Here is a 22126-nt window from a genome sequence, read left to right as displayed (position 1 = left end):
CATCGGGATATGATGTACGTTCTATCTGGAACGCCGATATCGGAACTGAATCCGGCGTGTTGGATGACTACAGCGTTTACAGTAAGCTAACGACCCGCGAGCCGTCCTGGGCCGTCAGTCGTTCTCCGCGACGCCGATGCCGTAGGCGTCGCCGTGGTCCGGTGCCAGGTCGGGGTCGTGGAGGTGGCAGGTGGCCTCGTGGTCGGGGCTGACCCGGCGGCGCTCGGGGGCCTGCCTGGCACAGGGTGTCGGGAACGCCTCGACCAGCCGCTCGCCGGCCGCCGCCACGTCACCGTCGGCCGCCGTCTCCAGCGCGGCCGCGAGCGTCGCCTCGGCCTCCCCGTCGGGGAGCGGGTCGGGCAGGTCGAACGCCTCGCGCACGAGGGCGGGCGTCGGCGACGGCTCGTCGGCGGCGTCCGCGAGCGCCCCGGGGTCGAGGTCGCCACGCGCGGCCCGACTCCGCAGGTCCAGCAGCGACCGCCAGGTCTCCTGGGCCACTGCCAGCCCCTCCGGCGGGATGACCGCCGGGCAGCGCGTGTGGAACCGGCAGCCGTCCGGCGGGTTCGACGGGTCCGGCACGTCCCCGGTCAGTTCGATTCCCCTCCCGCGCTTCCGGGGGTCCGGTCGCGGGATGGAGCTCAGCAGCGCCTTGGTGTACGGATGCTGTGGGTTGCCGAACACCTCCTCGGTCGGCCCGCTCTCGACGATCTCCCCCAGATACATCACGTTCACGCGGTCACAGACCTGCCGGACGACGCCCATGTCGTGGCTGATGAGCAGGAAGGAGAGCCCGAACTCCGACTGGACGTCGTCGAGCAGCGAGAGGACGTCCGCCTGGATGGAGACGTCCAGCGCGCTCACCGGCTCGTCGGCGAGGATGAAGTCGGGGTTGACCGACAGCGCGCGGGCGACGGCGACGCGCTGTTTCTGCCCGCCGGAGAACTCGTGCGGGTAGCGGTCGGCATCGCTCGCCGACAGCCCCACCCGCTCCAGCAGGTCCTCGACGACGGCCCGGCGGCGGGTCCGGTCGTTCAGCCCGTGGATGCGCAGCGGTTCGGCCACCGACTCCCCGATGCTCATCCGCGGGTCGAAGCTGGAGGAGGGGTCCTGGAAGATCATCTGTGCCCGCCGGCGGAACCGCTTCAGCGCCGCGTCGTCGTACTCGGTGATGTCCTCACCGTCGAACCGGACGGTCCCGCCGGTCGGCTCCTCCAGCCGCAGCATCGAGGTGGCCGCCGTCGACTTCCCGCAGCCGGATTCGCCGACCAGCCCGACCGTCTCCCCGCGCCCGATGTCGAAGCTCACGCCGTCGACGGCGCGGACGGTCCCGACCTGCTTCTTCAGGAGGCCCTCGGTGATGGGATAATGCTTCTCCAGGTTCTCGACCTCCACCAGCGGGTCGCGACTCACGAGCCGCCACCCTCCTCGTCGCCGGCCGCCCCACTGGCACCCTGGTCGGTCGACCCGCCGTCCGCGGCCGCGTCGTCGTGTCGGACGGTGGTGGCGTCGTACCCCTGCCGGTAGTAGATGCAGGACGCGACGTGCCCGCTGACGGTCGCCTCGCGGACCTCGTCCCAGCCGCCCTCCTCGGCTCCGTCGGTGTCGTCGTACGGACCGGCGGCCCGGACTGGCTCGCCGGGTGGGCCGCCGGCGCCGGTGCCGGCGGGGTTCCCTGCGCCCGTCGCGACCGCGTCCGGGTCCGGTACGGGGTGGAGCGGGGGCTGATCGCCGCTCTTGCAGTCCGGGATGGCGTGGGGACAGCGCGGATGGAACCGGCAGCCGTCCGGCGGGTTCGTCGGGGAGGGAAGCGAGCCGCCGATGGCGGTCGTCGCGTCCCCCCGGCCCGGGAGACACGCCAGCAGCGCCTGTGTGTACGGATGGCCGGGGTTCTCGAACAGGTCGTAGACATCGGCTCGCTCCATCACCCGCCCGGCGTACATCACCACGACCCGGTCGGCCACCTCGGCCACGACCCCGAGGTCGTGGGTGACGAAGAGGATGGCCATGTCGAACTCCGCCTGGAGGTCGTTCAGCAGCCGGAGGATCTGGGCCTGGATGGTCACGTCCAGCGCCGTGGTCGGCTCGTCCGCGATGAGCAGGTCCGGCCGCCCCGCCAGCGCCATCGCGATGACGACCCGCTGTTTCATGCCGCCGCTCATCTCGTGGGGGTAGTCGTCGACCCGTTCGGCCGCGTCGGGGATGCCGACCCGGTCCAGTAGGTCGACGGCCCGCTTCCGTGCCGCCTCCTTGCCGACGTCCTCGTGGATGCGGATGGTCTCGGCGATCTGCCGCCCGACCCGGTAGACCGGGTTGAGCGTCTCCTGCGGGTTCTGGAACACGTGGGCGATGCGGCTGCCCCGGAGGTCACGGAGGTCGGACTCCGGGAGGTCGGTCAGCTCCATCCCGTCGAACCGGATGCTGCCGCCGGCGATCTCCCCCGGCGGGATGGGGATGAGCTTCGTGATGGACTCGCTGGTGACGGACTTCCCGGAGCCGGACTCCCCGACCAGACAGACCGTCTCCCCGCGCCCGATGTCGAAGCTCACGCCGTCGACGGCGCGGACGACGCCCTCGTCGGTGTGGAACTGCGTCCGCAGGTCCGTCACCTCGAGGAGCGGACCGGTCATCCGGAATCACTCCGTGGGTCGATGGCGTCGCGCAGCGCGTCGCCGACGAAGTTGAACGCGAGCACGGTCAGGAACAGGAACAGGCCGGGGATGGTCGAGATCCACCAGGCCGAGTCGATATCCGAGCGCCCGGCGTTGATGGTCCGCCCCCAAGAGAACGTCCCGGGGTCGCCGAAGCCGAGGAAGGAGAGCGCCGCCTCCCCGAGGATGAACACCGGGATGGACAGCGTCGCCGCCGTGATGACGGTGCTCGAGACGTTCGGGATGATGTGGCGGCGGACGACCCAGAGCTTCGAGGCGCCGGCGGCCTCCGCGGCCCGCGAGTAGGCCTCCTCCGTCCGCTGGAGCGCCTCCGAGCGGACCAGCCGGGCGGTCCCCTCCCAGCCGAACACGCCGTACAGCAGGATGATGAGGAAGAGGCTCGCCCCGTACAGGTAGATGAGCAGGAGCAGCAGGATGAAGACGGGGAACGTCTGCTGGATGTCGACGTAGCGCATCAGCACCTCGTCGACGTAGCCGCCGAAGTACGCCGCCACCGCACCGACGATGGTGCCGATGGTGATGGCGAGCGTCATCGCGATGAGCCCGACCTCGAAGCTCACGCGGATGCCGTAGACGATGAGATGCCACAGGTGCCGGCCCTGTGCGTCGGTGCCCAGCGCGTGGTCCAACGAGGCGAGGTCACCGCCAATGAAGATCGGCGGCGCGTAGGCCTCGGCGTAGCTGATGGTCTCGTTGGGGGCCGCCCAGATGGCCGGGCCGAGGACGCCGATGACCAACAGCACGCCGAGGTAGCCCAGCGAAGCGACAGCCAGCCGGTTCTTCCGGAACTGGCGCCAGTAGTAGGCCGTCATCCGGCGGCTCCGTGCCAGCGGCACGACCACGTGGAACAGCCCCAGCAGCAGGACGGCGACGAACAGCCACTCGACGGCGGTGACGTCCCAGTCCAGTACCGTCGGCTCCCCCTCCGGGACGATGAGGTAGTCGTACGCCAGGGCCGCACCGAACGCGAGGAAGGTCAGGGCCTCGACGACCGCCACCACCGGTACGCCACCGGTGTCGGCCTCCACGCGGTCCCAGTCGACCGAGTCGAACGTGTCGGGGCGTGAGTCCGTCGCCATCAGCGATCACCGTAGTCGATACGTGGGTCCAGCAGGACGTACGCGAGGTCCTGTATCAGGTTCCCGACGATGGCCAGGAACACCGGGATGAGTGTTACCGCCGCCACGAGGTCCGTGTCCTTCTGGGTGATGGCCTCGAGCTGAAGCCGCCCCAGCCCGGGGATTTGGAAGATGGCCTCGATGATGAACGACCCGGCGAACAGGACCGCCAGGATGTCGACGATGAGGATGGTCGACAGCGGCACCAGCGCCACCCGGAGGACGTGTGCGACCAGCACCCGCCAGGTGGAGGCGCCCTTCGCGCGGGCCGTCTTGACGAAGTCGGCGTTGGCGTACTCGAGCGCCTGGGCCCGGGAGTAGCGCATCTGGCTCGCCACGCTGGCCGTCGCCAGCACGATGACCGGCATGATGAGCTGTTTGGCGTTCTCGACGGTGAAGACGCCGTAACTGGTCTCGTAGTAGGTCCGCAGGCTCAACGCGTCCAGCGAGACCCCGAGCAGTGATGCCTCTCTGAAGTACACCCCGACGACGAGGATGAGGACGATGGCGAACCAGAAGTTGGGGATGCTGATGCCGAAGTAGGCCACGAACGACCCCAGGTAGTCGGTGAGGGTGTACCGGTTGAGCGCGCTGTACAACCCGATCGAGTAGCCGATGAGGACGCTGATGATGATGCTCGGGACGAAGTACTGTGCCGAGTAGATCCAGGCGTCCGCGATGGCGGCGGTCACGGGCTCCTCCTGGCTCTCCGAGTAGCCGAAGTCGAGCGCGGCCAGATCGGTCATGTAGTCGATGTACTGGACGTGCGCCGGTCGGTCGAGACCGCGGCTCTCGAGGTACTGCTGGCGACACTGCTCGGGGTCGCGGTCCTGTGAAGCGCACTGTGCGGCGGCCGCGTCGGCGCCGGGGTTCGGCGCCGCGAGCAGGACGCCGAACGTGAGCGTCACAGCGAGCCAGGTCGCTACGAGCGCCCAGGCGAGTCGCCGGGCGACGTACCATCTCATTCCCATGCGTGCGTAGTGTAGATCGGAAGCGGCGGCGTCGGGGTGTCGAGTGTACCCCCAGTTTCGGCTCCGTGCCCTTGTGCCTTTGCCGGGACTCACTCGGTCGTCCGCAGGCCGATGGTCCGGGCGTCCGGGCGGTCCCAGAAGCTGTCGGGCTCGGGCAGCCCCTCGACGGGCCGTCGGTAGGCGACCGTCGCCTGTGGGCTGAACAGCCAGGTCAGCGGCTGATCCCGCGCCAGGAAGGTGAACAGCTCGTTCATGTTCTCGCGGGTCCCCTCCTCGCTGGAGGCGGTGGCGGCCGCCGTGGCCGTCCCCGAGACGTCGAAGTCCGGCCGGTACCCCATGAAGTTGAACTGGGACTGCTCCGGGAGCAGGGCCCGGATGGTCCCCCACGGGGTGAACGGGTTGCCCGAGAAGCCGACACCGTAGATGAGGTCCCAACTGTTCTTGCCGATGGCCTCGTCGTAGGCGCCGTTGTTGAATCCGCTGGCCTGGAACGACGGCTCACCGTCGTAGTTGGGGTTGTTCTCGACGCTGTTCTGGAGGTAGTTGGCGATGATCTTCCCGAAGCTGGTCCCCTCGATGGTGACCGCGATGCCGGCCTCGCCGAGTCGCTGTTTGATGTAGTTCCCGACGATCTCCGGGGTCTGTTGGGTGTTGTCGATAACCATCTTCAGTTCGACCTGCTCGCCGTCGGGACCGAGGAACGTGTCGCCGTCGTAGCCGTAGTCGCTCCCGGTTCCGTTGGCGAACTTCTCCTTGGCGGGCTCGATGCCGGTCTCGAACGTCGGCAGGTCGTCCGGGTAGAACGGCCCCCAGGCCTCGTGGAAGGTCCCGATGGGGTCGCCGTAGCCGCTGAAGATCTGGTCGACCAGCGTGTTCTTGTCGATGAGGTGGGCAAAGGCCTGCCGGACCTCGCGGCTCTCGCGGATGGGGGCCCAGCCGTTGACCCGGTGGTTGAGGCTGAGGAAGAAGGTCCCCTCGCCGAAGTCGGACTCGAAGATACTCACGCCGTCGGACTGGCTCACGTCCTCGACCTTCCGCCCCTCGACGCCCGTCGTCGTGATGTCGCCCGCCCGCACGGCGGAGTAGGCGGTCGACTGCTCGTCGAACACCTGGTAGGTGTACTCCTCGAGGTTGGGGCCGGCCGCGCCCAACCCGTCGAGTTCGGTCCCGGAGAGGTAGTAGTCCTCGTTCCGGCTGACGACCAGCTTCTGGCCCTTGTCCCAGGACTCGAAGTTGAACGGCCCCAGGTTCCCACTCAGGTCGCCCTCGACGATGGCCTCGTCCTGCCCGATCTGCGTGATGACGTTCGCCTGGTTGCCGTTGACCTCCCGCTGTTCGAACGGCTTGTACTTCTCGATGAGGTCGGCGGGTAGGACGTACGCCGTCCGGATCGGGTCCTCCGAGAGCCAGAACCCACGCGACTGGGGCAGGTTCACCCGGAACTCCAGCTTGCCCAGCTTCTCGATCTCGATCGGCTCGCCGCCGAGGATGTAGCTGCTCGTCTGCGAGTAGCCGACCACGCCGGTCCTCATGTCCGGCCCGCCCAGCGCGATGTCCCGGACGAAGGAGACGTAGTCGTCGGCGGTGACCTGCCCGTAGTCGGCGCCCCACTCCAGGTCGTCGCGGAGCCGGTAGGTCGCGGCGGTGAAGTCGTCCGCGATCTCGTACTCCTCGATCATCCGGCCCTCGAACTCCAGGCCGTCGATGGTCACGCTCCCGGGGTCGTACAGCAGGTCCAGCCGGTTGTTGGTCGCCTCGTCGCTGATAGCCAGCGGGTTGAGGCTCTGCGCGCCGGACGTGGTGCCGGTGATCCAGCTCCGGTCGCCCGGACCCTGCGGAGCGAACTCCTCGTCGACCGAGTCGGTCGCGTCAGTCCCCGGCGTGCCCTCCCCGTCGCCGTCACCACCGCTACTACATCCGGCGAGCGTCACCGACACACCGGCCGCGGCCGCAGCCTGCAGTACTCGCCGTCGCCGCTCGTCGATCTGGTCGTCGGACATGGGCTATGTATCCTTACCACATGGGCTACTGAAATGTATATGTAGATGTCTAGCAACATTCACCGGTTCCTGCCCGTCTCCGGGAAATCAGCCGGTTCACCCGTCAGAACCCGACCGCGACGCCGTCCTTCCGTGGCTCCGTGGCGCCCTCGAGGACGGTCTCTTCGGTCCCGACGGCACGCGCCCGGACGAACTGCGCGCCGCCGAACAGCCGCGGGGGCAACACCGCGACGTCGTGCCCCCGTCGGAGCAGCCCGTGCTGGACCGCCGACGGGAGCCGTGTCTCGACGGCCAGCGAGCCGTCCTCCCGGTAGCGCCAGCGCGGCGCGTCCAGCGCCTGCTGTGGCGTCATCCCCAGGTCGACGAGGTTGGTCAGCACCTGGAGGTGCCCCTGCGGCTGCATGTAGCCGCCCATGACGCCGAAGGCGGCCCAGTCGTCGGCGTCGAACCGGGCCAACGCGGGGATGAGCGTGTGGAACGGCCGCTTGCCCGGCTCCAGCCTGTTGGGGTGGTCGCCGTCGAGTGAGAACGACGCGCCGCGGTTCTGCAGGGCGATGCCGGTGTCGCCGGCGACCAGCCCGGAGCCGAAGCCGGCGAACCGGCTGTTGATGTACGAGACGACGTTCCCCTCGGCGTCCGCGGCACAGAGCAGGACCGTATCGGCGTCCTCGGCGGGGGACCCGTGGAACGTGTGCGACCCCGCCTCGGGCCCGATATCGGCCGCCCGGGCCTCGGCCCACTCGTGGCTCGCCAGCGGCGGGTGGGACTCGAACGCCGGGTCGGTGATGTAGCGGTGGCCGTCCTCGAACGCCACCGCCATCGCCTCCGCCAGGTAGTGGTAGCGCGCGGGGTCGTCGGCGTCGTCCCCGCTGACGCCGAGTTCGGCGGCGACGTTCAGCGCCTCCAGCGCGATGAGCCCCTGGTTGTTCGGTGGCAGTTCGTACACCTCCGTCCCGCGGTAGGTGGTCGAGACGGGGTCGGGCCATTCGACGGTGAACGAGCGGAGGTCGTCCATGGTCATGAACCCGCCCGCGTCCCGCACCTCCGCGACGATGGCCTCGCCAAGGGGGCCGTCGTACAGCGCGTCGGCGCCACGGTCGGCGATGGTCCGGAGCGACGCGCCGAGTTCCGGGAGCGTGACCAGTTCGCCGGGCTCGGGCGCCCGCTCCCCGTCGACGAGGTACGCCTCCCGGGCGTGGTCGTCGTCGAACAGCTCCTCGCCGTGCCGCCAGGCGTCGGCGATGACCGGCGAGACCGGGTAGCCCTCGGTCGCGTAGTCGATGGCGGGCCGGAGGACGGTCGCCAGCGACAGCTCCCCGAGCCGCTCGACGGTCGCCTCCCACCCCCGCGCCGTTCCGGGGACCGTCACGGTGTGTGGGCCGGTCATCGGCATCTCGGCGTCGGCCGGGTCGCCGGTGTCGGTGATGGCCTCGCGGACCCGCTCGCGGGTCGCCCCCTCCGGGGCGCCCCCGCAGGCCCGCATCGCGCCCACCTCCCCGTCGGCGGTCCGGTAGAGCGCGAACACGTCGCCGCCGAGGCCGGTACTGGTCGGTTCGACCACGTTCAGCGCCGCCGCCGTCGCCACCGCCGCGTCGAACGCGTTCCCGCCCGTCCGCAGCGTGTTCAGCCCCGCTTCCGCGGCCAGCGGCTGGCTCGTCGCGACCATCCCTTCCGTCGCGTAGGCGGTCGACCGTCGGGAACCGAACTCGTCAACGGCGGGTCGATCCGGAGTGTCGTCCATGCCCCCGGCTTGTGGTGGGTGGGGCTTAGGGTTCGGTGCCGGGTCCGGTCGCGTGCCGCTGGTCCACCCCGGTGGCCCGCGCACACGGGCGCGGCTACTCGATGGCGCAGCTCTCCCGGTAGTCGACCTCGGCGACGGACTCGACGCCGCCGGGCTGGCAGACGGGACAGTCCGGCCGCGGCTCGACCTGGATCTCGCGGAACGTCATGTCCTCGGCGTCGTAGAACACCATCCGCCCGTCCAGGCTGTCGCCGTGGTCGAGCAGGAGTTTGACCGCCTCGGTGGCCATCACGCAGCCGACGGTGCCGGGGAGGACGCCGAGCACGCCCGCCGTCGCGCAGTCCGGGACCGTGCCCGGTTCGGGTGCCTCGGGGAACAGACAGCGGTAGCAGGGGCCGTTGTCGGCGTCCGGGTCGTCGACGGGTGTCGTCGCTTCGAACGTCGTCATCTGCCCCTCGAACCGGAGGATGGCGCCATGGACGAACGGGACCCCGGCGAGGGTGCAGGCGTCGTTGACGAGGTAGCGGGTGGCGAAGTTGTCCGACCCGTCGACGACGAGATCGTAGTCCGCGACGAGGTCCCCGACGTTCTCGGCGGTGACGCGGGTCTCGTGGGGTTCGACGTCGATGTCGGGGTTCTGCCGGGCGACGAAGTCGCGGGCGGACACGACCTTCGGCCGGCCCACGTCGGGGTCGCCGTGGATGACCTGCCGCTGGAGGTTCGACCGTTCGACGACGTCGTCATCGGCGATGCCGAGGGAGCCCACGCCCGCGGCCGCGAGATACTGGATGACGGGCGAACCGAGGCCGCCCGCCCCGATGCAGAGGACGCGCGCATCGAGCAGTCGGCCCTGTCCTTCGGGGCCGACCTCGTCCATGATGACGTGCCGAGAGTAGCGGTCGAGCTGCTCCGGTGTGAGGTCGAGTGACATATCCGTCGTACGGAGCAGGGGCGAATAAGAGCGGGGGTCGCACGCGGACGACGGACACCCGCGATACACCCCGGCCGGGTGAAAGACTTATTATCGGCTGGCGAAGCGACATGGTAAGGCCCGACGGTGCCGGGCACAGAGACACATCAGCAGCGGCTCTGAGGCCCTACTATTATATGGGGGCGTTTCGTAGTCCTGTCCGCATCATGTCGGCACCACCGTCGGGAAGTCTCGAACAGATCGCGCTCGGTATCGGTACCCTCGGAATGGCGCTCGGTACCCTCGCCTTCGTCGCGATGGGCTCCGGGGAGACCGATGAACGAAAACAGGAGTTCTTCATAATCACGACGTTCATCGCTGGCATCGCATCGGTGGCGTACTTCTCGATGTTCCAGGGGTTCGGCGTGATTTCCGTCGAACTGGCGAACGGAACGACGCTCGAACGCATCTACTGGGCACGATACGCCGACTGGCTGTTCACCACCCCGCTGCTCCTGCTCGACCTCGGACTGCTCGCAGGAGCCGACCGCAACACCCTGGCGACGCTCGTCGGCCTCGACGCCGGTATGATCGTCACGGGGCTCGTCGGCGCGCTCGCCACCGGTGGCGGCAGCAGCCTCAGCCCGGGCGCCACCCGCATCGCCTGGTGGGGCATCAGCTGTGGCTTCTTCGTCGTCCTGCTGTACTACCTGGTGTCCACGCTGAGCAACCTCGCGGCACAGCAGTCCGGCGACGTTGCGAGCCTCTTCAGTACGCTTCGCAACCTCGTCATCGTGCTGTGGACCGCGTACCCCATCGTGTGGATCATCGGCACGGAGGGGACCCTGAACATCGTCGGTCTCGGCGTCGAGACCGTCCTGTTCATGGTGCTCGACCTGACCGCCAAGGTCGGGTTCGGCTTCATCCTGCTCCGCAGCCGTGACGTCCTCGACCAGGCCTCCGCCGCCGCGGGCGTCGCCGCCGACTGACGAGGCACCCACGGCTGACTGCCGTTACCGAACGTTCGACCACCGAACCCCCGGCGGGGCGGTCGGTCGATCCCGCCGGATTCATGCGACCCCGCGGTCATTCTTCGTGAAACGACTCCGATGACGACACTCACGTATCTCCAGTTCCACCTGCTGTTCCTGGGCCTCCCGCTGCTGGCCCTGGCGGCGGCGACCGCCCGCGGGGTCGCCCTGTGGACCGACGTGCGGGCCCCCACGCCGCGGGTCCCGGTGGCCGGGCGACCGGTCGACGCCCGCGTCGTCGGCATCGTCATCATGGGGCTGCTGGCGCTCGTCTACACGACCCCCTGGGACAGTTACCTCATCCGGCGGGGCGCCTGGAGCTACGGCGAGGGGGCCGTGCTGGTCCGCTACCTGCAGGTGCCGCTGGGGGAGTACCTGTTCTTCGTCGCGCAGACCGTGCTGACGGCGCTGTGGCTCTACCTGCTCCCCGCGGGGCCCGTCGGTGGCGAGCCATCGGCGCGGGCCGATGGCGGGGCTACGGTCCGCCACGCCCGCGGTCGCCGGCGTGTCACCGCCGGACAGCGCGCGCTCGGCGCCGGCGGGGCCGGACTGGTCGCGCTCGCGGGCTGGTGGGCCCTCGCCCTCGACGGCGGCCTCTACCTGGGGACGCTCCTGCTGTGGGCGGCGCCGGTGCTCGCCATCCAGTGGGCGTTCGACTGGCCCTACCTGTGGGCCCGCCGGCGGGTCGTGGCCGCGGGTGTCGCCGTCCCGACGCTGTACCTGTGGGCCGCCGACCGGGTCGCGCTCGCGCTCGGCGTCTGGAAGCTGTCGCCGACGCTCACGACCGGCTTCGCCGTCCCGCCGCTGGGGCTCCCGGTCGAGGAGGCCGCCTTCTTCCTGCTGACCAACCTGTTTCTCGTCCAGGGACTCGTGCTCTGGCTCCGGGTGGCCGACCGATGGCTGTGAGGGACCTGACGGTCGCGGGGCGGGTCCGGACGACGCTGACCGGGAGCGCGCTGGCCCCCGTCTGGGTCGCCCACGGGCTCCTCGCGCTCCCCTTCCTCGCGGGGCTCTCCGTCCCGCTCGAACTCCAGTACGCCCCGCTCGCCGTGAGCGTCGTCCTCCTGGGGTTACCTCACGGGGCCGTCGACCACCTCGCGGTCCCGCGGGTGCGCGGCCGCCCGGTCACGACCCGCGCGCTCCTCGGCGTCGGCGCGCTGTACGGCCTGCTCGGCGGGCTCTACCTCGCGGGCTGGTTCCTCGCACCCGTCCTCGCCTTCCTGCTGTTCATCGCCATCACCTGGGCACACTGGGGGCAGGGGGACGTGTACGCCCTGCTGGCGCTGGCGGACGCCGACCATCTCCGCACGCGGCTCCAGCGCGCCGCGACCGCCGCGGTCCGGGGCGGGCTGCCGATGCTCGTCCCGCTGCTCTCCTATCCGGGCCAGTACCGCCGCGTGGCGCGGGCGCTGACGGGCCGTTTCGGCGTCGGTGCGGCCGACCTGGCCCCCCTCTTTCGGGTCGAGACCAGACTCGCGCTGGGCGTCGGGTTCGCGCTGCTGACGGCCGCGGCGCTCGCGGTCGGTCTCCACCGGGCGCCCGACGGGTTCGGCGACCGCGGCTGGCGGGTCGACGCCGGCGAGACGGCGCTGCTCTGGCTGTTCTTCCTCGCCGTGCCGCCGGTGCTGGCCATCGGGGTCTACTTCTGCCTCTGGCACTCGACCCGTCATATCGCCCGGCTGGTGCTACTGGACCCGGACGCCGTGGTCGGCCTGCGCGACGGCTCGCTCGCCCCGGCGCTTCGGGGCTTCGCCCGGGACGCGGCCCCCCTGACCGCCGTCTCGCTCGCCTTCCTCGCGGGGTTCTACTACCTCGTCCCCGTCCGCCCGGCGACCGTCGAGGCGGCGGTCGGGCTCTATCTCGTCCTCATCGCCGTCCTCACGCTCCCGCACGTCGTCGTGGTGGCACTGATGGACCGGGTGCAGGGCGTCTGGTCCCCGGCGTGAGCCGGAATCCGGCGGGTGTTATCGGGATATACCACCTGTTATCGACGAAGCGGTTTCCGAACCGAGCAATAGGGTCGATACTCGGGTAATCCGTCCCGGTCCCGCCCTGCGCCGGCACGGATGAGTAACCCCTATCCGCGTCAGCGCCCTCCTCAGAGGTAATGGGAACGGCCGACGAGGGGAGCGTCTTCGACCGCTACCGGGCCGACGTGGACCGACCGATGCGGCGGCTGTTCGCCGCGTACGGCCGCGACCGCCGCGGCTGGTTCGTCGTCGGGGTGCTGGCCAACCTGGTCGCGCAGTTCGCGTCGCTGGTGCCGCCGGTCGTGCTGGGGGCGGCCATCGACGGTGTCTTCGGCGGCGGGGCGTTCCGGCTCCCGCTCGTCCCTGCGGGATCGCTCCCGCAGGGCGAGGCCGCGTTCGAGTTCGCCGTCGTCGCCATCGCGGGGGCCTTCCTGCTGACGGCGCTCGCGACGTGGGTGTACGGTATCGCTGCCAACGAGTTCGCCCACGGCGTGATGCACGAGGTCCGGGTGGACTGTTTCGAGGCGCTCTCCGGGCTGGACATGAGCTTCTTCGACGACAAGCAGACCGGCGAGGTCCTCTCCATCCTCTCCTCGGACACGGAGAACCTGGAGCTGTTCCTCGACGACGCCCTGGTCAGCAGCGTCCGCCTGGGCGCGATGGTGCTCGGCATCGCGGTCGTCCTCTTCCTCGCCCAGCTGGCCCTCGCGGTCGTCACGCTGGTCGCGATACCGGCGATGGTGCTGTTCACGCGCTGGTTCATGCGCGCGGCCGAGCCCCGCTACGCCGCCCGCCGGTCCAGCGTCGCCAACCTGAACACCCGCATCGAGAACGCCGTCGCGGGCGTGGAGCTGACGAAGGCGACCGCCTCGGAACCACACGAGAGCGACCGCGTCCGGGGAGCCAGCCGCCGCCTGTTCGACGACACGATGCATATGCTCCGACTCTCCTACCTCTACCGCCCGGGGATGGAGCTGCTGGCCGGACTCTCCTTCGCGCTCACCTTCGCCGTCGGGGGCTACTGGCTGCTCGTCGGCCCGCCGGTCGCCGGCGCGGGCACCCTCCAGGTCGGCACCTTCGTCACCTTCCTCCTGTTGACCCAGCGGTTCGTCTCCCCGCTCGCGGAGGTCTCGGAGATCATCGACCGCTACGAGAACGCCAAGGCCTCCAGCGAGCGCGTGTTCGGCCTCATGGACATCCCGCCGGCGGTCACGGACGCCCCGGACGCGGTCGCGCTCGAGGGCGTCCAGGGGCGGGTCGAGTACGACGACGTGACCTTCGCCTACCCCGAGGGCCCGGGCGAGACGGCGGGGGAGACCGCCGAGACCGCCGATGCCGACGGGCCGGTCGTCGCGGACGTCTCCTTCGCGGCCGAGCCGGGCGAGACCATCGCCCTGGTCGGCCCGACCGGCGCGGGCAAGTCCACGCTCGCGAAGCTCCTCCTCCGGCTGTACGACGCCACCGAGGGGGGCGTCCGGGTCGACGGCCACGACGTGCGCGACGTGACCCGCGAGAGCCTCCGGGGCGCCGTCGGCTACGTCGGGCAGGACGCCTTCCTCTTCGACGGGACCATCGCCGAGAACGTCCGCTACGGCCGGTTCGACGCCGACGGCGCGGCCGTCCGGGAGGCCTGCCGCGCCGCCGAGGCCCACGCCTTCATCACCGACCTCCCGGAGGGCTACGACACCCGTGTCGGGGAGCGCGGCGTGAAACTGTCGGGCGGCCAGCGCCAGCGGGTCGCCATCGCACGGGCGATGCTCCGGGACCCCGCCATCCTGATACTCGACGAGGCCACCTCCGCGGTCGACACGGCCACGGAGGCCCGCATCCAGCGCTCGCTCGACCGGCTCAGCGCCGACCGCACCACCCTCGCCATCGCCCACCGGCTCTCGACGGTCACGGACGCCGACCGGATCCTCGTCGTCGAGGACGGCCGGGTCGTCGAGCGCGGCGCCCACGAGGAGCTGAAGGACGACGACGGGCTGTACGCCGCCCTGTGGGCCGCGCAGGCCGGCACCGATGTCCCCGACCGACTCACCGACCGCGCCGCCGGCGACGACTGACGGCACGGCCGGTCGTTCCGTGCTGATGACCCCCGTCAGGAGCCTCGGGAGGCGGCCGATGGTCGGGCGTGACCCGCACGAACTCCAGGAACGCTGGGCGCTCGGCCTGCGGCTGGACGCGACCCGCCCCGAGGGGCGCTGCTACGCGCCGTCGTCCCGAGGGCCGACCCACCCCGGCCTGCTGACGCGCCGCGTCTACGCCCGCCGTTCCACGCTCTCGACGGCGGCCACGGGGGAGTCGACCGGCTCGAACCCGTCGAGCCCGGCGAGGTCGTGGGTGTCCAGCCCGGCGACCGGGAGCCCGTCGTCCAGCGCGAGCGCGAGCTCGGAGAGGGTCCCGGTCGCGCCGTCTATCGCGATCGCGGCGTCGCCGTTCAGGACGACCAGCACGTTCCGGCCGTTGCCCATGTCGGTCACGACCGGGGTGTCGACGTAGTCGTTGGCCGCGTCCGGGTCGGTCCCCTTCAGGATGCCGACGGTGTGCCCGCCGGCCTCGCTCGCGCCGCGGCAGGCCGCCTCCATGACGCCGCCGTAGCCCCCGCAGACGACCGTGTGCCCCTGCTCCCCGCAGCGGCGTCCGACCTCGCGGGCCCGCTCGTACGTCGCCCCGTCAACCGTGCCGCCGCCGATAACGCTGATGCGCATACCGTCGTCCCCGGCCCCCGTCGTGAAAAGCCTCGGCCGGCGCGGCAGCCGCCGACGGCGGGATCGCGACCGGGTCGGTGTCCTCGGTCGAGACCGTATCGAGGCTGCACCGTGATATCGGGCCGGCGGGCCTCGATAGCGCTCGGTGGCGCTCTACAGCCGTCCGGAGCCGTCAGCTACCGCCGTATGTATCCCGACCGTAACATGTCGGTTCGGAACAAGTTACTTCAGTGAACGGTCACTGATTCGATATATGAGCAGCGACTCGAAGGGCGAGACGGAGGTCTGCTGTCGCACGTGCGGGACGCCGACGACGATACAGCCGGCGGAATCCGGCGCGTTCGCGTTCGTCTGTGACGCCTGCGGCGAGTCCGGCGAGGGACGCTACCGGGCCGAGGACGGGACCATCGTCTGGCGGTAGCCTACCGACGGGCCGTCACGGCGGACTCGAAGCCGGGGCTGTACTGGGCTGTCGGCGGGCCGTCGAGGTCGATACCGAGCGCGCGGCCCAGCGAGTTCCGCTCGACCGTCGCCTCGGCCGGCGCGACCCGCCACGGGTCGCGATCGATCTCGCCGACGCGGAGCCCCGGCGCGACCCGCGAGAGGTACGGCGAGGGCTTGCCGGTGTCGGTGAACCAGCGCCGGCGCTCGACGCAGAACTCCGCCAGCGACCCCGGCTCGGCCGCCGCGGGCTCGCCGTCGGGGCCGTATGTCGCCCGCAGGGTCGCCGGCGGCTGGCCCGCCTGCGAGCGCCGGCTCCGGAACGAGACCGACCGGACGACGCCGTCGCGCTCGTCGATGTCGACGGTCGTCTCGGCGTGGTAGCACGGCATCCCCATCGCCCCCTGCAGCGCCGCCGCCCCGACGCGGGTGCCGGCGTCGAGCGAGAGGAAGTAGACGCCGGGGTCGCCGTCGTGACGGACGTAGGTGCGCAGCGTCGCCTCCCCGAACGCCCCCGTCGGCGAGAGGCCCGCGGGGAGCGCCCGGGGGCGGGCCTCTGCCACCTCGAACGCGAGCACGCTCGCCCAGGCCGACCCCTCGTGGGTGTCGAGTTCGAGGGCCTCGGGCAGGTGGGGCCGGAGCTGCGCGGCCGGGACCGGCCAGTGGGCGAACAGCACCGCCCGCCCGACGGTGGTCAGGGCGGTGTCCATGCGCATACGGACCCTTGTGGCCCGGGGGGTCTTGCCGTTTCGGGCCGGGCGCCGGCCGAAGCTACAACACCGGCGCCGTGGTAGGTCGGGCATGCTCGACATCGAGGACGTGCGGGCGGCCCGCGAGCGGATCTCCGACGTGGTCCGGGAGACGCCGCTCGACCGCTCCTTTGGCTTCTCCGAACGGACCGGCGCCGACGTCCACCTGAAGCTGGAGAACTTCCAGCGGACGGGCGCGTTCAAGATCCGCGGCGCGCTCAACAAGGTGCGGCTGCTCTCCAGCGGGGAGCGCGAGGCGGGCGTGGTGACCGCGAGCGCCGGCAACCACGCCCAGGGCGTGGCGCTGGCCGCGACGACGGAGGGCGTTGACGCGAAGGTGGTGATGCCCGAGCAGGCCCCCATCTCGAAGATCAAGGCCACCCGCGGCTACGGCGCGGAGGTGGTACTCGCGGGTGCGGACTACGACGCGGCGGCCGAGCACGCCCACCGCATCGAGCGCGAGGAGGGCCGCACCTACATCCACGCCTTCGACGACTACGACGTGATGGCCGGGCAGGGGACCATCGGGCTGGAGATCGCCGAGGCGCTCCCGGCGGTGGAGACCGTCGTGGTCCCGGTGGGCGGCGGCGGGCTCATCAGCGGCATCGCGACGGTGATGGATTCGGAGACGGACGCGCGGGTAATCGGCGTCCAGGCCGAGGGGGCCTCGGCGGTGGCCGAGTCGCTCCGGAAGGGCGAGCGCGTCGAGCGCGAGCAGGTCGACACCATCGCGGACGGTATCGCCGTCCGCCGGACCGGCGAGCACACGCTCCCCATCATCCGCGAGCACGTCGACGAGGTGGTGACGGTGACCGACGCCGAGACGGCGGGTGCGCTGGTGGCGCTGCTGGAGCGGTCGAAGACGCTCGTCGAGGGGGCCGGCGCGGTGTCGCTCGCGGCGCTGCTGGAACGGGCCTTCGGCTTCGAGGACGACGAGACCGTCGTCGCGGCGCTGTGTGGCGGGAACATCGACCTGAACGTGCTGACGACGGTCATCATGCGGGGGCTGGTCGAATCGGGGCGCTACCTGCGGCTCCGGACGGTGCTGAAGGACCGGCCCGGGGCCCTCCAGCAGCTCATCGACGTCATCGCGGACGCCCGCGCGAACATCTACGCCATCCAGCACGACCGCACCTCGCGGGACATCGAGATGAACGCCGCCGACGTGAAACTGGACCTGGAGACCCGGGGCCACGAACACGTCGTCGAGCTGGTGGACGCGCTGGAGGCCCACGGCTACGAGGTCGACATCCTGGTGTAGCGTTCGACCACCCCGACTTAACCCGACAGCGGTCGAACGCCCCGCGTATGACCGAACTCGTAGCGTTCGGGGAGAGCGGGCTGGGGCTCTCCGCGCCGCCGGGCGAGCGGCTGGAAGGGGTCGACCGGCTCCGGGTCCGGGCAGTAGGCCCGGAGAGCAACGCGGCGGTGGCGGCCCGCCGGACCGGCGTCGACGCGACCTGGCTGTCGCGGCTGCCGGACACGGCGCTGGGGCGGCGCGTGGTGACCGAACTCCGGGGGCACGACATCGACGTCGACGTGGAGTGGGTCGACGCCGCGACCGCCCCCGAGGCGCGCGTCGGACTGACGTTTGAGGAGCGCGCGACCGTCCCGCGCGGAGATCTGACCGTGCCCGACCGCACCGGTACGGCGATGGCGGGCGTCTCGATGGACGACGTGCCCGTCCCCCGCGTGGAGGGCGCGGACGTGGCCTACACGACGGGCGCGACGCCGGCGCTCTCGGCCCGCGCCGCGACCGCCACGGCCCGCTACCTGAAGGCGGCCCGCGACGGCGGCGCGACGACCGCGTTCGCGCTCTCCTACCGGCCCGGCCGCTGGGCCGACGCCGCGGCGGCCCGCGAGACGCTGACGGAGTTCTTCCCCGCTATCGACGTGCTGCTGACCAGCGAGGCCGACGCGGCGGCGGTGCTCGACGAGTCGGGTCAGCCCGCGGCCGCGGCGAACGCCATCGCCGCCGAGCACGGCTTCGACACCGTCGTCGTCCACGGGAGCCGGGGGGCGACCGTGCTCCACGACGCGACCGTCAACGAACTGTCGGCGCCCGAAACCGACGCCCGGGACGGGACCGGCGCGCCGGACGCCTTCGCGGGCGCGTTCTGTGCGGAGCTGACCGCGACGGACGACGTCGAGGCGGCGCTCCGGACGGGACTCGCCACGGAGGCCCTCGCGCGCACCGTCGAGGGGTCGGTCCCGGCGGTCACGCGCGAGGAGATCGACCGCGTCGCCGCCGATATCGGCGAGTGACGGGTCGTTCGCCCCCCGCACGTGTCGCGCAGTTGCGCCCTGTCCGTCCGCCGCGCGAGGCCCGGCTCCGTTCGCCGACGGACTGGTCCGCCCGCCCCTCGGCACAGTTAGTATAAGAAAAATTATCTTTCGGTTCGAAGAGGTGAACAATCGTTCACCAAAAGGCCTTCAAACGGTCTGTCGTACCCGTCTGCGGTCATGTCATCAGTTCGCACGAATGGCCAGGAGGCTTATACATCGCGCGCCGGAACCGGCGAATCGTCATGAACTGGAAAGCACTCGCGGTCGCGGTCACGCTGGTCGTCTCCGTTGTGGGGACGCCCGTGGCCGCCGCCGCGACGACACAGCAGACGTCCGGGCAGGCCCAGAGCGGGACGTTCATCTCGTTCCAGGCCTCGGAGAACGCGGTCACGAACTACTCGGTCAACGGTCGGACGCTGGTCGAGCGGATGAACGTCCAGTCCGCGTCCGAGGCCCGCGCACAGGCGGGTGCCGACATCGGGCTCTCCGACGGGGTCGGGTTCTCCGGCGCCGGGCTGCGCATCGCCAACAGCCTCGACGCGGGCGCCAGCACGAGCGCCACCATCGAGTCCTCAAGCGGCGCGGAGATCGTCGCGCACGACAACGACCGCGGTATCATGGTCGTCAGTGCGAACGGCGAGAGCCACGTCGCCCGCTTCGACGGCTCCGAGGGCGCCGAGGCCGAGCAGGAGTCCGAGAAGCGCGCGGTCATCGAGGGTGACGACGGCGGGGCCGCGACCGTCATCGTCATCGGTGAGGGCAACGTGTCGGTGTCCGAGGGCGGTAACGTCACGGCCATGATCGAGGAGGACGGCACGGTCGTCTACCGGCAGTACGAGGACGGGCGCAGCGACTCCGAGGCGGCACAGGAGCGCATGATCGCCAACGGCACCGCCGTCGCCGAGGTGTACGTCGGGACCGCGGCCGACGCGACCAGTGACGACGGCGGCGACACGCCGACGGTGACCCCCACCGACGAGCCGAGCGACGAGGCCGCGGAGCGGAGCGCCGATGTCGTCCGCTACAGCGAGGACACCACCGTCGAGGTGACCGAACGGTCCGCCACCACGGTCAACGCGACTGTCGACCGGGCCGAGAGCGAGGGGAAGGTCGTCATCATGAGCGTCTCGGAGACCGCCTTCGAGAACGCCGACGCCGCCGCCGTGTTCGTCGACGGCGAGGCCGCGGCCGAGGCCGAGTCGTACGGCGCGGTCGAGAGCGCGACGAACGACGGCGAGACCTCGAAGTACCTCGTCCGGAGCTCCTCCGGCGCGGCGGCCTCCACCGACGTGGTCGTCGGCATCAACCACTTCTCCGAGCGGGAGGTGTCGATGCAGTCCGGGGACGGCGGGAGTGACGGCGGGTCCACCGCCAGCGGCGGGCAGCCCGGTTTCGGTGCCGGCCTGGCGGTCGTCGCCCTCGTCGGCGCGGCCCTGTTCGCGCGACACCGGTCGTAACACCCCCGACCACCGCGGATGCTGACGCCCGTGACCACAGCGGTTCCGACGGTCGTCCTCTTCCGGTCCCGGCGCCGTACTGCCGACGGTGCCGTGGGCAGTCCGCGACGGGCCCCGCCCCCTCGTGGTGCGCGGGGCCCCAGACGGTGGCGAGTCGGGCCGGGAAAGGAAGGGTTAACCGGGCCGGAGGGTACCTCTCGCGCATGAAGATACTCGTCACGGACCCCATCGCGGACGCGGGGCTGGAGCGCCTCCGGGCGGCCGGCCACGAGGTCGCCACCGACTACGAAGCCGAGGGTGCCGCGCTCCGCGAGGCCATCGCGGACGCCCACGGGCTCATCGTCCGCTCGGGCACCGAGGTCACCGCCGACCTGCTCGCGGTCGCGCCGGAGCTCCAGATCGTCGGGCGCGCGGGCATCGGCGTCGACAACATCGACATCGAGGCCGCCACCGAGCACGGCGTCATCGTCGCGAACGCCCCGGAAGGCAACGTCCGGGCCGCCGCCGAGCATACCGTCGCGATGGCCTTCGCCACCGCCCGGTCCATCCCGCAGGCCCACGCCCGCCTCACGACCGGCGAGTGGGCCAAGGGGGAGTTCCTCGGGGCCGAACTCCGGGACAAGACGCTGGGCGTCGTCGGCCTCGGTCGCGTCGGCCAGGAGGTCGCCAAGCGGCTCGGCTCGCTGGGGATGGAGCTCGTCGCCTACGACCCCTACATCGGCGAGGAGCGCGCCGACCAGCTCGGCGCCGAGCTCGCGGACCTGGACGAGACGCTCGACCGCGCGGACTTCCTCACCATCCACACCCCGCTCACCCCGGAGACGGAGGGGCTCATCGGCGCGGACGAGCTCGCACAGCTGGAGGGCGGTTACGTCGTCAACTGCGCCCGCGGGGGTATCCTCGACGAGGCGGCCCTCGCCGAGGCCGTCGACGAGGGGGTCCTCGCCGGCGCCGCGCTGGACGTCTTCGCGGAGGAGCCGCTGCCCGATGATTCGCCGCTGCTGGACGTCGAGGATGTCATCGTGACGCCGCATCTGGGCGCCTCGACCGCCGCGGCCCAGGAGAACGTCGCCACCTCCACCGCCGACCAGGTGCTCGCCGCGTTCGACGGCGAGCCCGTCATGAACGCGCTCAACGCGCCCTCGATGGACGCCGCGGCGTTCCCCCGCGTGAAGCCGTACATCGAGCTGGCCGAGACCGCCGGCCGCATCGCCTACCAGCTGTTCGACGGCCACGTCAACGCCGTCGAGGTGGAGTACGCCGGCGACATCGCCGACGAGGAGGTCGATCTGGTGACCGCCTCCGCGCTGAAGGGCGTCTTCCGCCCCATCGAGTCGCAGGTCAACGCCGTCAACGCCGCCGGCATCGCCGAGGACCGCGGCATCGAGGTCCGCGAGACCAAACGCTCGGGCGCCGAGGACTTCACCTCGCTCGTCACCGTCACCGTCCACAACGACGACGAGTCCCTCTCCGTCTGCGGGACGCTGTTCGCCGGCGACGACCCGCGCATCGTCCGCATCGATGGCTTCCGCGTCGACGCCATCCCCGGCGGCCGGATGATCGTCTCGCGCAACACCGACGAGCCCGGCGTCATCGGCCTCATCGGCTCGGTCATGGGCGAGTACGATATCAACATCGCCGGGATGTACAACGCCCGCCAGACCATCGGCGGCGAGGCGATGACCGTCTACAACGTCGACCAGCAGGTCCCCGAGGAGGCCCGCGAGAAGCTGGAGTCCGACGAACGGGTCATCGAGACGCGCTACATCTCGCTGGCCGACGAGTAGGGTCGGCAGGGGCATACCCTATCAATACTCGAAATTAGTTGTTTCTTCCGGGGATACTCGGTAGAGATCGAATCCATGTCTAATACGGGCCGCTCCCCGTTCTTACAAGGGATCCTATCCGCGCCGGGAGCGATAGAACGTCCCCGAACCCCCCGCCCTTCGATCCTACCAGGGACCCCCGTTCCCCGTCGAGCGCTCGCCCGTGGTGGTTCCAGCCCGGCAGGACGTCGACACATCACCTCGCGCTCGCGCCGGGGGTCGGCAGGCGGCTCGGCCGGGAGCGCGTGA

18 protein-coding genes are annotated in these 22126 nt (G+C 70.9%); 9 read left to right on the top strand and 9 right to left on the bottom strand.

Features of this window, described 5'->3' with window-relative positions:
* Nucleotides 1–114: 114 nt before the first annotated feature.
* The 7 genes from DP107_RS06310 to ubaA all read right to left on the bottom strand — a co-directional run bounded on the left by DP107_RS06310 (nt 115) and on the right by ubaA (nt 9430).
* Nucleotides 115–1410, bottom strand: a complete 1296-nt coding sequence (locus tag DP107_RS06310) for an ABC transporter ATP-binding protein (protein ID WP_144261311.1) — start codon at nt 1408–1410, stop codon at nt 115–117.
* A complete protein-coding gene (locus DP107_RS06305; RefSeq protein ID WP_202877358.1) occupies nt 1407–2627 on the bottom strand; it encodes an ABC transporter ATP-binding protein in 1221 nt (406 codons plus the stop codon). The genes DP107_RS06310 and DP107_RS06305 overlap by 4 nt, the downstream gene beginning before the upstream one ends.
* Complete coding sequence (locus DP107_RS06300; RefSeq protein ID WP_144261310.1) at nt 2624–3748, bottom strand: ABC transporter permease; 1125 nt, start codon at nt 3746–3748, stop codon at nt 2624–2626. Before DP107_RS06300 ends, DP107_RS06305 begins: the two co-directional genes overlap by 4 nt.
* On the bottom strand, nt 3748–4758 hold the full coding sequence (locus DP107_RS06295; protein ID WP_144261309.1) for an ABC transporter permease: 1011 nt from the start codon (nt 4756–4758) through the stop codon (nt 3748–3750). Before DP107_RS06295 ends, DP107_RS06300 begins: the two co-directional genes overlap by 1 nt.
* An 89-nt stretch (nt 4759–4847) precedes the next feature.
* A complete protein-coding gene (locus DP107_RS06290; RefSeq protein WP_144261308.1) occupies nt 4848–6758 on the bottom strand; it encodes an ABC transporter substrate-binding protein in 1911 nt (636 codons plus the stop codon).
* 103 nt (nt 6759–6861) lie between these two features.
* Entirely contained in the window at nt 6862–8499 is a 1638-nt protein-coding gene (locus DP107_RS06285) for a gamma-glutamyltransferase family protein (RefSeq protein WP_144261307.1), read from the bottom strand.
* 94 nt (nt 8500–8593) lie between these two features.
* On the bottom strand, nt 8594–9430 hold the full coding sequence (ubaA, locus tag DP107_RS06280; RefSeq protein ID WP_144261306.1) for an SAMP-activating enzyme E1: 837 nt from the start codon (nt 9428–9430) through the stop codon (nt 8594–8596).
* A 206-nt stretch (nt 9431–9636) separates the two neighbouring features.
* On the opposite strand from ubaA, the gene DP107_RS06275 reads away from it, so the two are divergent.
* The 4 genes from DP107_RS06275 to DP107_RS06260 all read left to right on the top strand — a co-directional run bounded on the left by DP107_RS06275 (nt 9637) and on the right by DP107_RS06260 (nt 14473).
* Nucleotides 9637–10398: a bacteriorhodopsin gene (locus DP107_RS06275; protein WP_144261305.1), complete on the top strand. Its 762-nt coding sequence runs from the start codon at nt 9637–9639 to the stop codon at nt 10396–10398.
* Nucleotides 10399–10518: 120 nt separating this feature from the next.
* Nucleotides 10519–11346 (top strand): lycopene cyclase domain-containing protein, encoded by an 828-nt coding sequence (locus DP107_RS06270; protein ID WP_144261304.1) that lies wholly within the window; start codon nt 10519–10521, stop codon nt 11344–11346.
* Entirely contained in the window at nt 11337–12386 is a 1050-nt protein-coding gene (locus tag DP107_RS06265) for a Brp/Blh family beta-carotene 15,15'-dioxygenase (RefSeq protein ID WP_144261303.1), read from the top strand. Before DP107_RS06270 ends, DP107_RS06265 begins: the two co-directional genes overlap by 10 nt.
* Nucleotides 12387–12547: 161 nt before the next feature.
* Complete coding sequence (locus tag DP107_RS06260) at nt 12548–14473, top strand: ABC transporter ATP-binding protein (RefSeq protein WP_144261302.1); 1926 nt, start codon at nt 12548–12550, stop codon at nt 14471–14473.
* 195 nt (nt 14474–14668) lie between these two features.
* Here the strand turns inward: DP107_RS06260 and DP107_RS06255 are convergent, their stop codons facing one another.
* Nucleotides 14669–15118: a TIGR00725 family protein gene (locus DP107_RS06255; RefSeq protein WP_144261301.1), complete on the bottom strand. Its 450-nt coding sequence runs from the start codon at nt 15116–15118 to the stop codon at nt 14669–14671.
* A 253-nt stretch (nt 15119–15371) separates the two neighbouring features.
* On the opposite strand from DP107_RS06255, the gene DP107_RS19900 reads away from it, so the two are divergent.
* Complete coding sequence (locus DP107_RS19900; RefSeq protein WP_185977203.1) at nt 15372–15539, top strand: eukaryotic translation initiation factor eIF-2-beta/eIF-5 family protein; 168 nt, start codon at nt 15372–15374, stop codon at nt 15537–15539.
* Nucleotide 15540: 1 nt separating this feature from the next.
* Here the strand turns inward: DP107_RS19900 and DP107_RS06250 are convergent, their stop codons facing one another.
* A complete protein-coding gene (locus tag DP107_RS06250) occupies nt 15541–16275 on the bottom strand; it encodes a YqjF family protein (RefSeq protein ID WP_185977202.1) in 735 nt (244 codons plus the stop codon).
* An 85-nt stretch (nt 16276–16360) separates the two neighbouring features.
* Between DP107_RS06250 and ilvA the strand changes: the two genes are divergently transcribed.
* The 4 genes from ilvA (at nt 16361) to serA (ending at nt 21838) form a co-directional block, all read left to right on the top strand.
* Nucleotides 16361–17569: a threonine ammonia-lyase gene (gene ilvA / locus DP107_RS06245; protein WP_144261299.1), complete on the top strand. Its 1209-nt coding sequence runs from the start codon at nt 16361–16363 to the stop codon at nt 17567–17569.
* 47 nt (nt 17570–17616) lie between these two features.
* Nucleotides 17617–18573 (top strand): sugar kinase, encoded by a 957-nt coding sequence (locus DP107_RS06240; protein WP_144261298.1) that lies wholly within the window; start codon nt 17617–17619, stop codon nt 18571–18573.
* Nucleotides 18574–18836: 263 nt separating this feature from the next.
* Nucleotides 18837–20051: a PGF-CTERM sorting domain-containing protein gene (locus tag DP107_RS06235; RefSeq protein ID WP_144261297.1), complete on the top strand. Its 1215-nt coding sequence runs from the start codon at nt 18837–18839 to the stop codon at nt 20049–20051.
* A gap of 203 nt (nt 20052–20254) precedes the next feature.
* Nucleotides 20255–21838: a phosphoglycerate dehydrogenase gene (gene serA / locus DP107_RS06230; RefSeq protein ID WP_144261296.1), complete on the top strand. Its 1584-nt coding sequence runs from the start codon at nt 20255–20257 to the stop codon at nt 21836–21838.
* Nucleotides 21839–22126: the final 288 nt, after the last annotated feature.

Source organism: Haloglomus irregulare, assembly GCF_007421925.1.
Classification (GTDB): Archaea; Halobacteriota; Halobacteria; order Halobacteriales; family Haloarculaceae; genus Haloglomus; species Haloglomus irregulare.
This window is presented reverse-complemented; position numbering and strand designations above follow the sequence as displayed.

What these genes read in the sequence shown, in the direction of transcription:
- DP107_RS06305 (WP_202877358.1), bottom strand. Translation starts at nt 2,627, where the DNA reads ATGACCGGTCCGCTCCTCGAGGTGACGGACCTGCGGACGCAGTTCCAC.
- DP107_RS06300 (WP_144261310.1), bottom strand. Translation starts at nt 3,748, where the DNA reads ATGGCGACGGACTCACGCCCCGACACGTTCGACTCGGTCGACTGGGAC.
- DP107_RS06295 (WP_144261309.1), bottom strand. Translation starts at nt 4,758, where the DNA reads ATGGGAATGAGATGGTACGTCGCCCGGCGACTCGCCTGGGCGCTCGTA.
- DP107_RS06290 (WP_144261308.1), bottom strand. Translation starts at nt 6,758, where the DNA reads ATGTCCGACGACCAGATCGACGAGCGGCGACGGCGAGTACTGCAGGCT.
- DP107_RS06285 (WP_144261307.1), bottom strand. Translation starts at nt 8,499, where the DNA reads ATGGACGACACTCCGGATCGACCCGCCGTTGACGAGTTCGGTTCCCGA.
- ubaA (WP_144261306.1), bottom strand. Translation starts at nt 9,430, where the DNA reads ATGTCACTCGACCTCACACCGGAGCAGCTCGACCGCTACTCTCGGCAC.
- DP107_RS06275 (WP_144261305.1), top strand. Translation starts at nt 9,637, where the DNA reads ATGTCGGCACCACCGTCGGGAAGTCTCGAACAGATCGCGCTCGGTATC.
- DP107_RS06270 (WP_144261304.1), top strand. Translation starts at nt 10,519, where the DNA reads ATGACGACACTCACGTATCTCCAGTTCCACCTGCTGTTCCTGGGCCTC.
- DP107_RS06265 (WP_144261303.1), top strand. Translation starts at nt 11,337, where the DNA reads ATGGCTGTGAGGGACCTGACGGTCGCGGGGCGGGTCCGGACGACGCTG.
- DP107_RS06260 (WP_144261302.1), top strand. Translation starts at nt 12,548, where the DNA reads ATGGGAACGGCCGACGAGGGGAGCGTCTTCGACCGCTACCGGGCCGAC.
- DP107_RS06255 (WP_144261301.1), bottom strand. Translation starts at nt 15,118, where the DNA reads ATGCGCATCAGCGTTATCGGCGGCGGCACGGTTGACGGGGCGACGTAC.
- DP107_RS19900 (WP_185977203.1), top strand. Translation starts at nt 15,372, where the DNA reads ATGAGCAGCGACTCGAAGGGCGAGACGGAGGTCTGCTGTCGCACGTGC.
- DP107_RS06250 (WP_185977202.1), bottom strand. Translation starts at nt 16,275, where the DNA reads ATGCGCATGGACACCGCCCTGACCACCGTCGGGCGGGCGGTGCTGTTC.
- ilvA (WP_144261299.1), top strand. Translation starts at nt 16,361, where the DNA reads ATGCTCGACATCGAGGACGTGCGGGCGGCCCGCGAGCGGATCTCCGAC.
- DP107_RS06240 (WP_144261298.1), top strand. Translation starts at nt 17,617, where the DNA reads ATGACCGAACTCGTAGCGTTCGGGGAGAGCGGGCTGGGGCTCTCCGCG.
- DP107_RS06235 (WP_144261297.1), top strand. Translation starts at nt 18,837, where the DNA reads ATGAACTGGAAAGCACTCGCGGTCGCGGTCACGCTGGTCGTCTCCGTT.
- serA (WP_144261296.1), top strand. Translation starts at nt 20,255, where the DNA reads ATGAAGATACTCGTCACGGACCCCATCGCGGACGCGGGGCTGGAGCGC.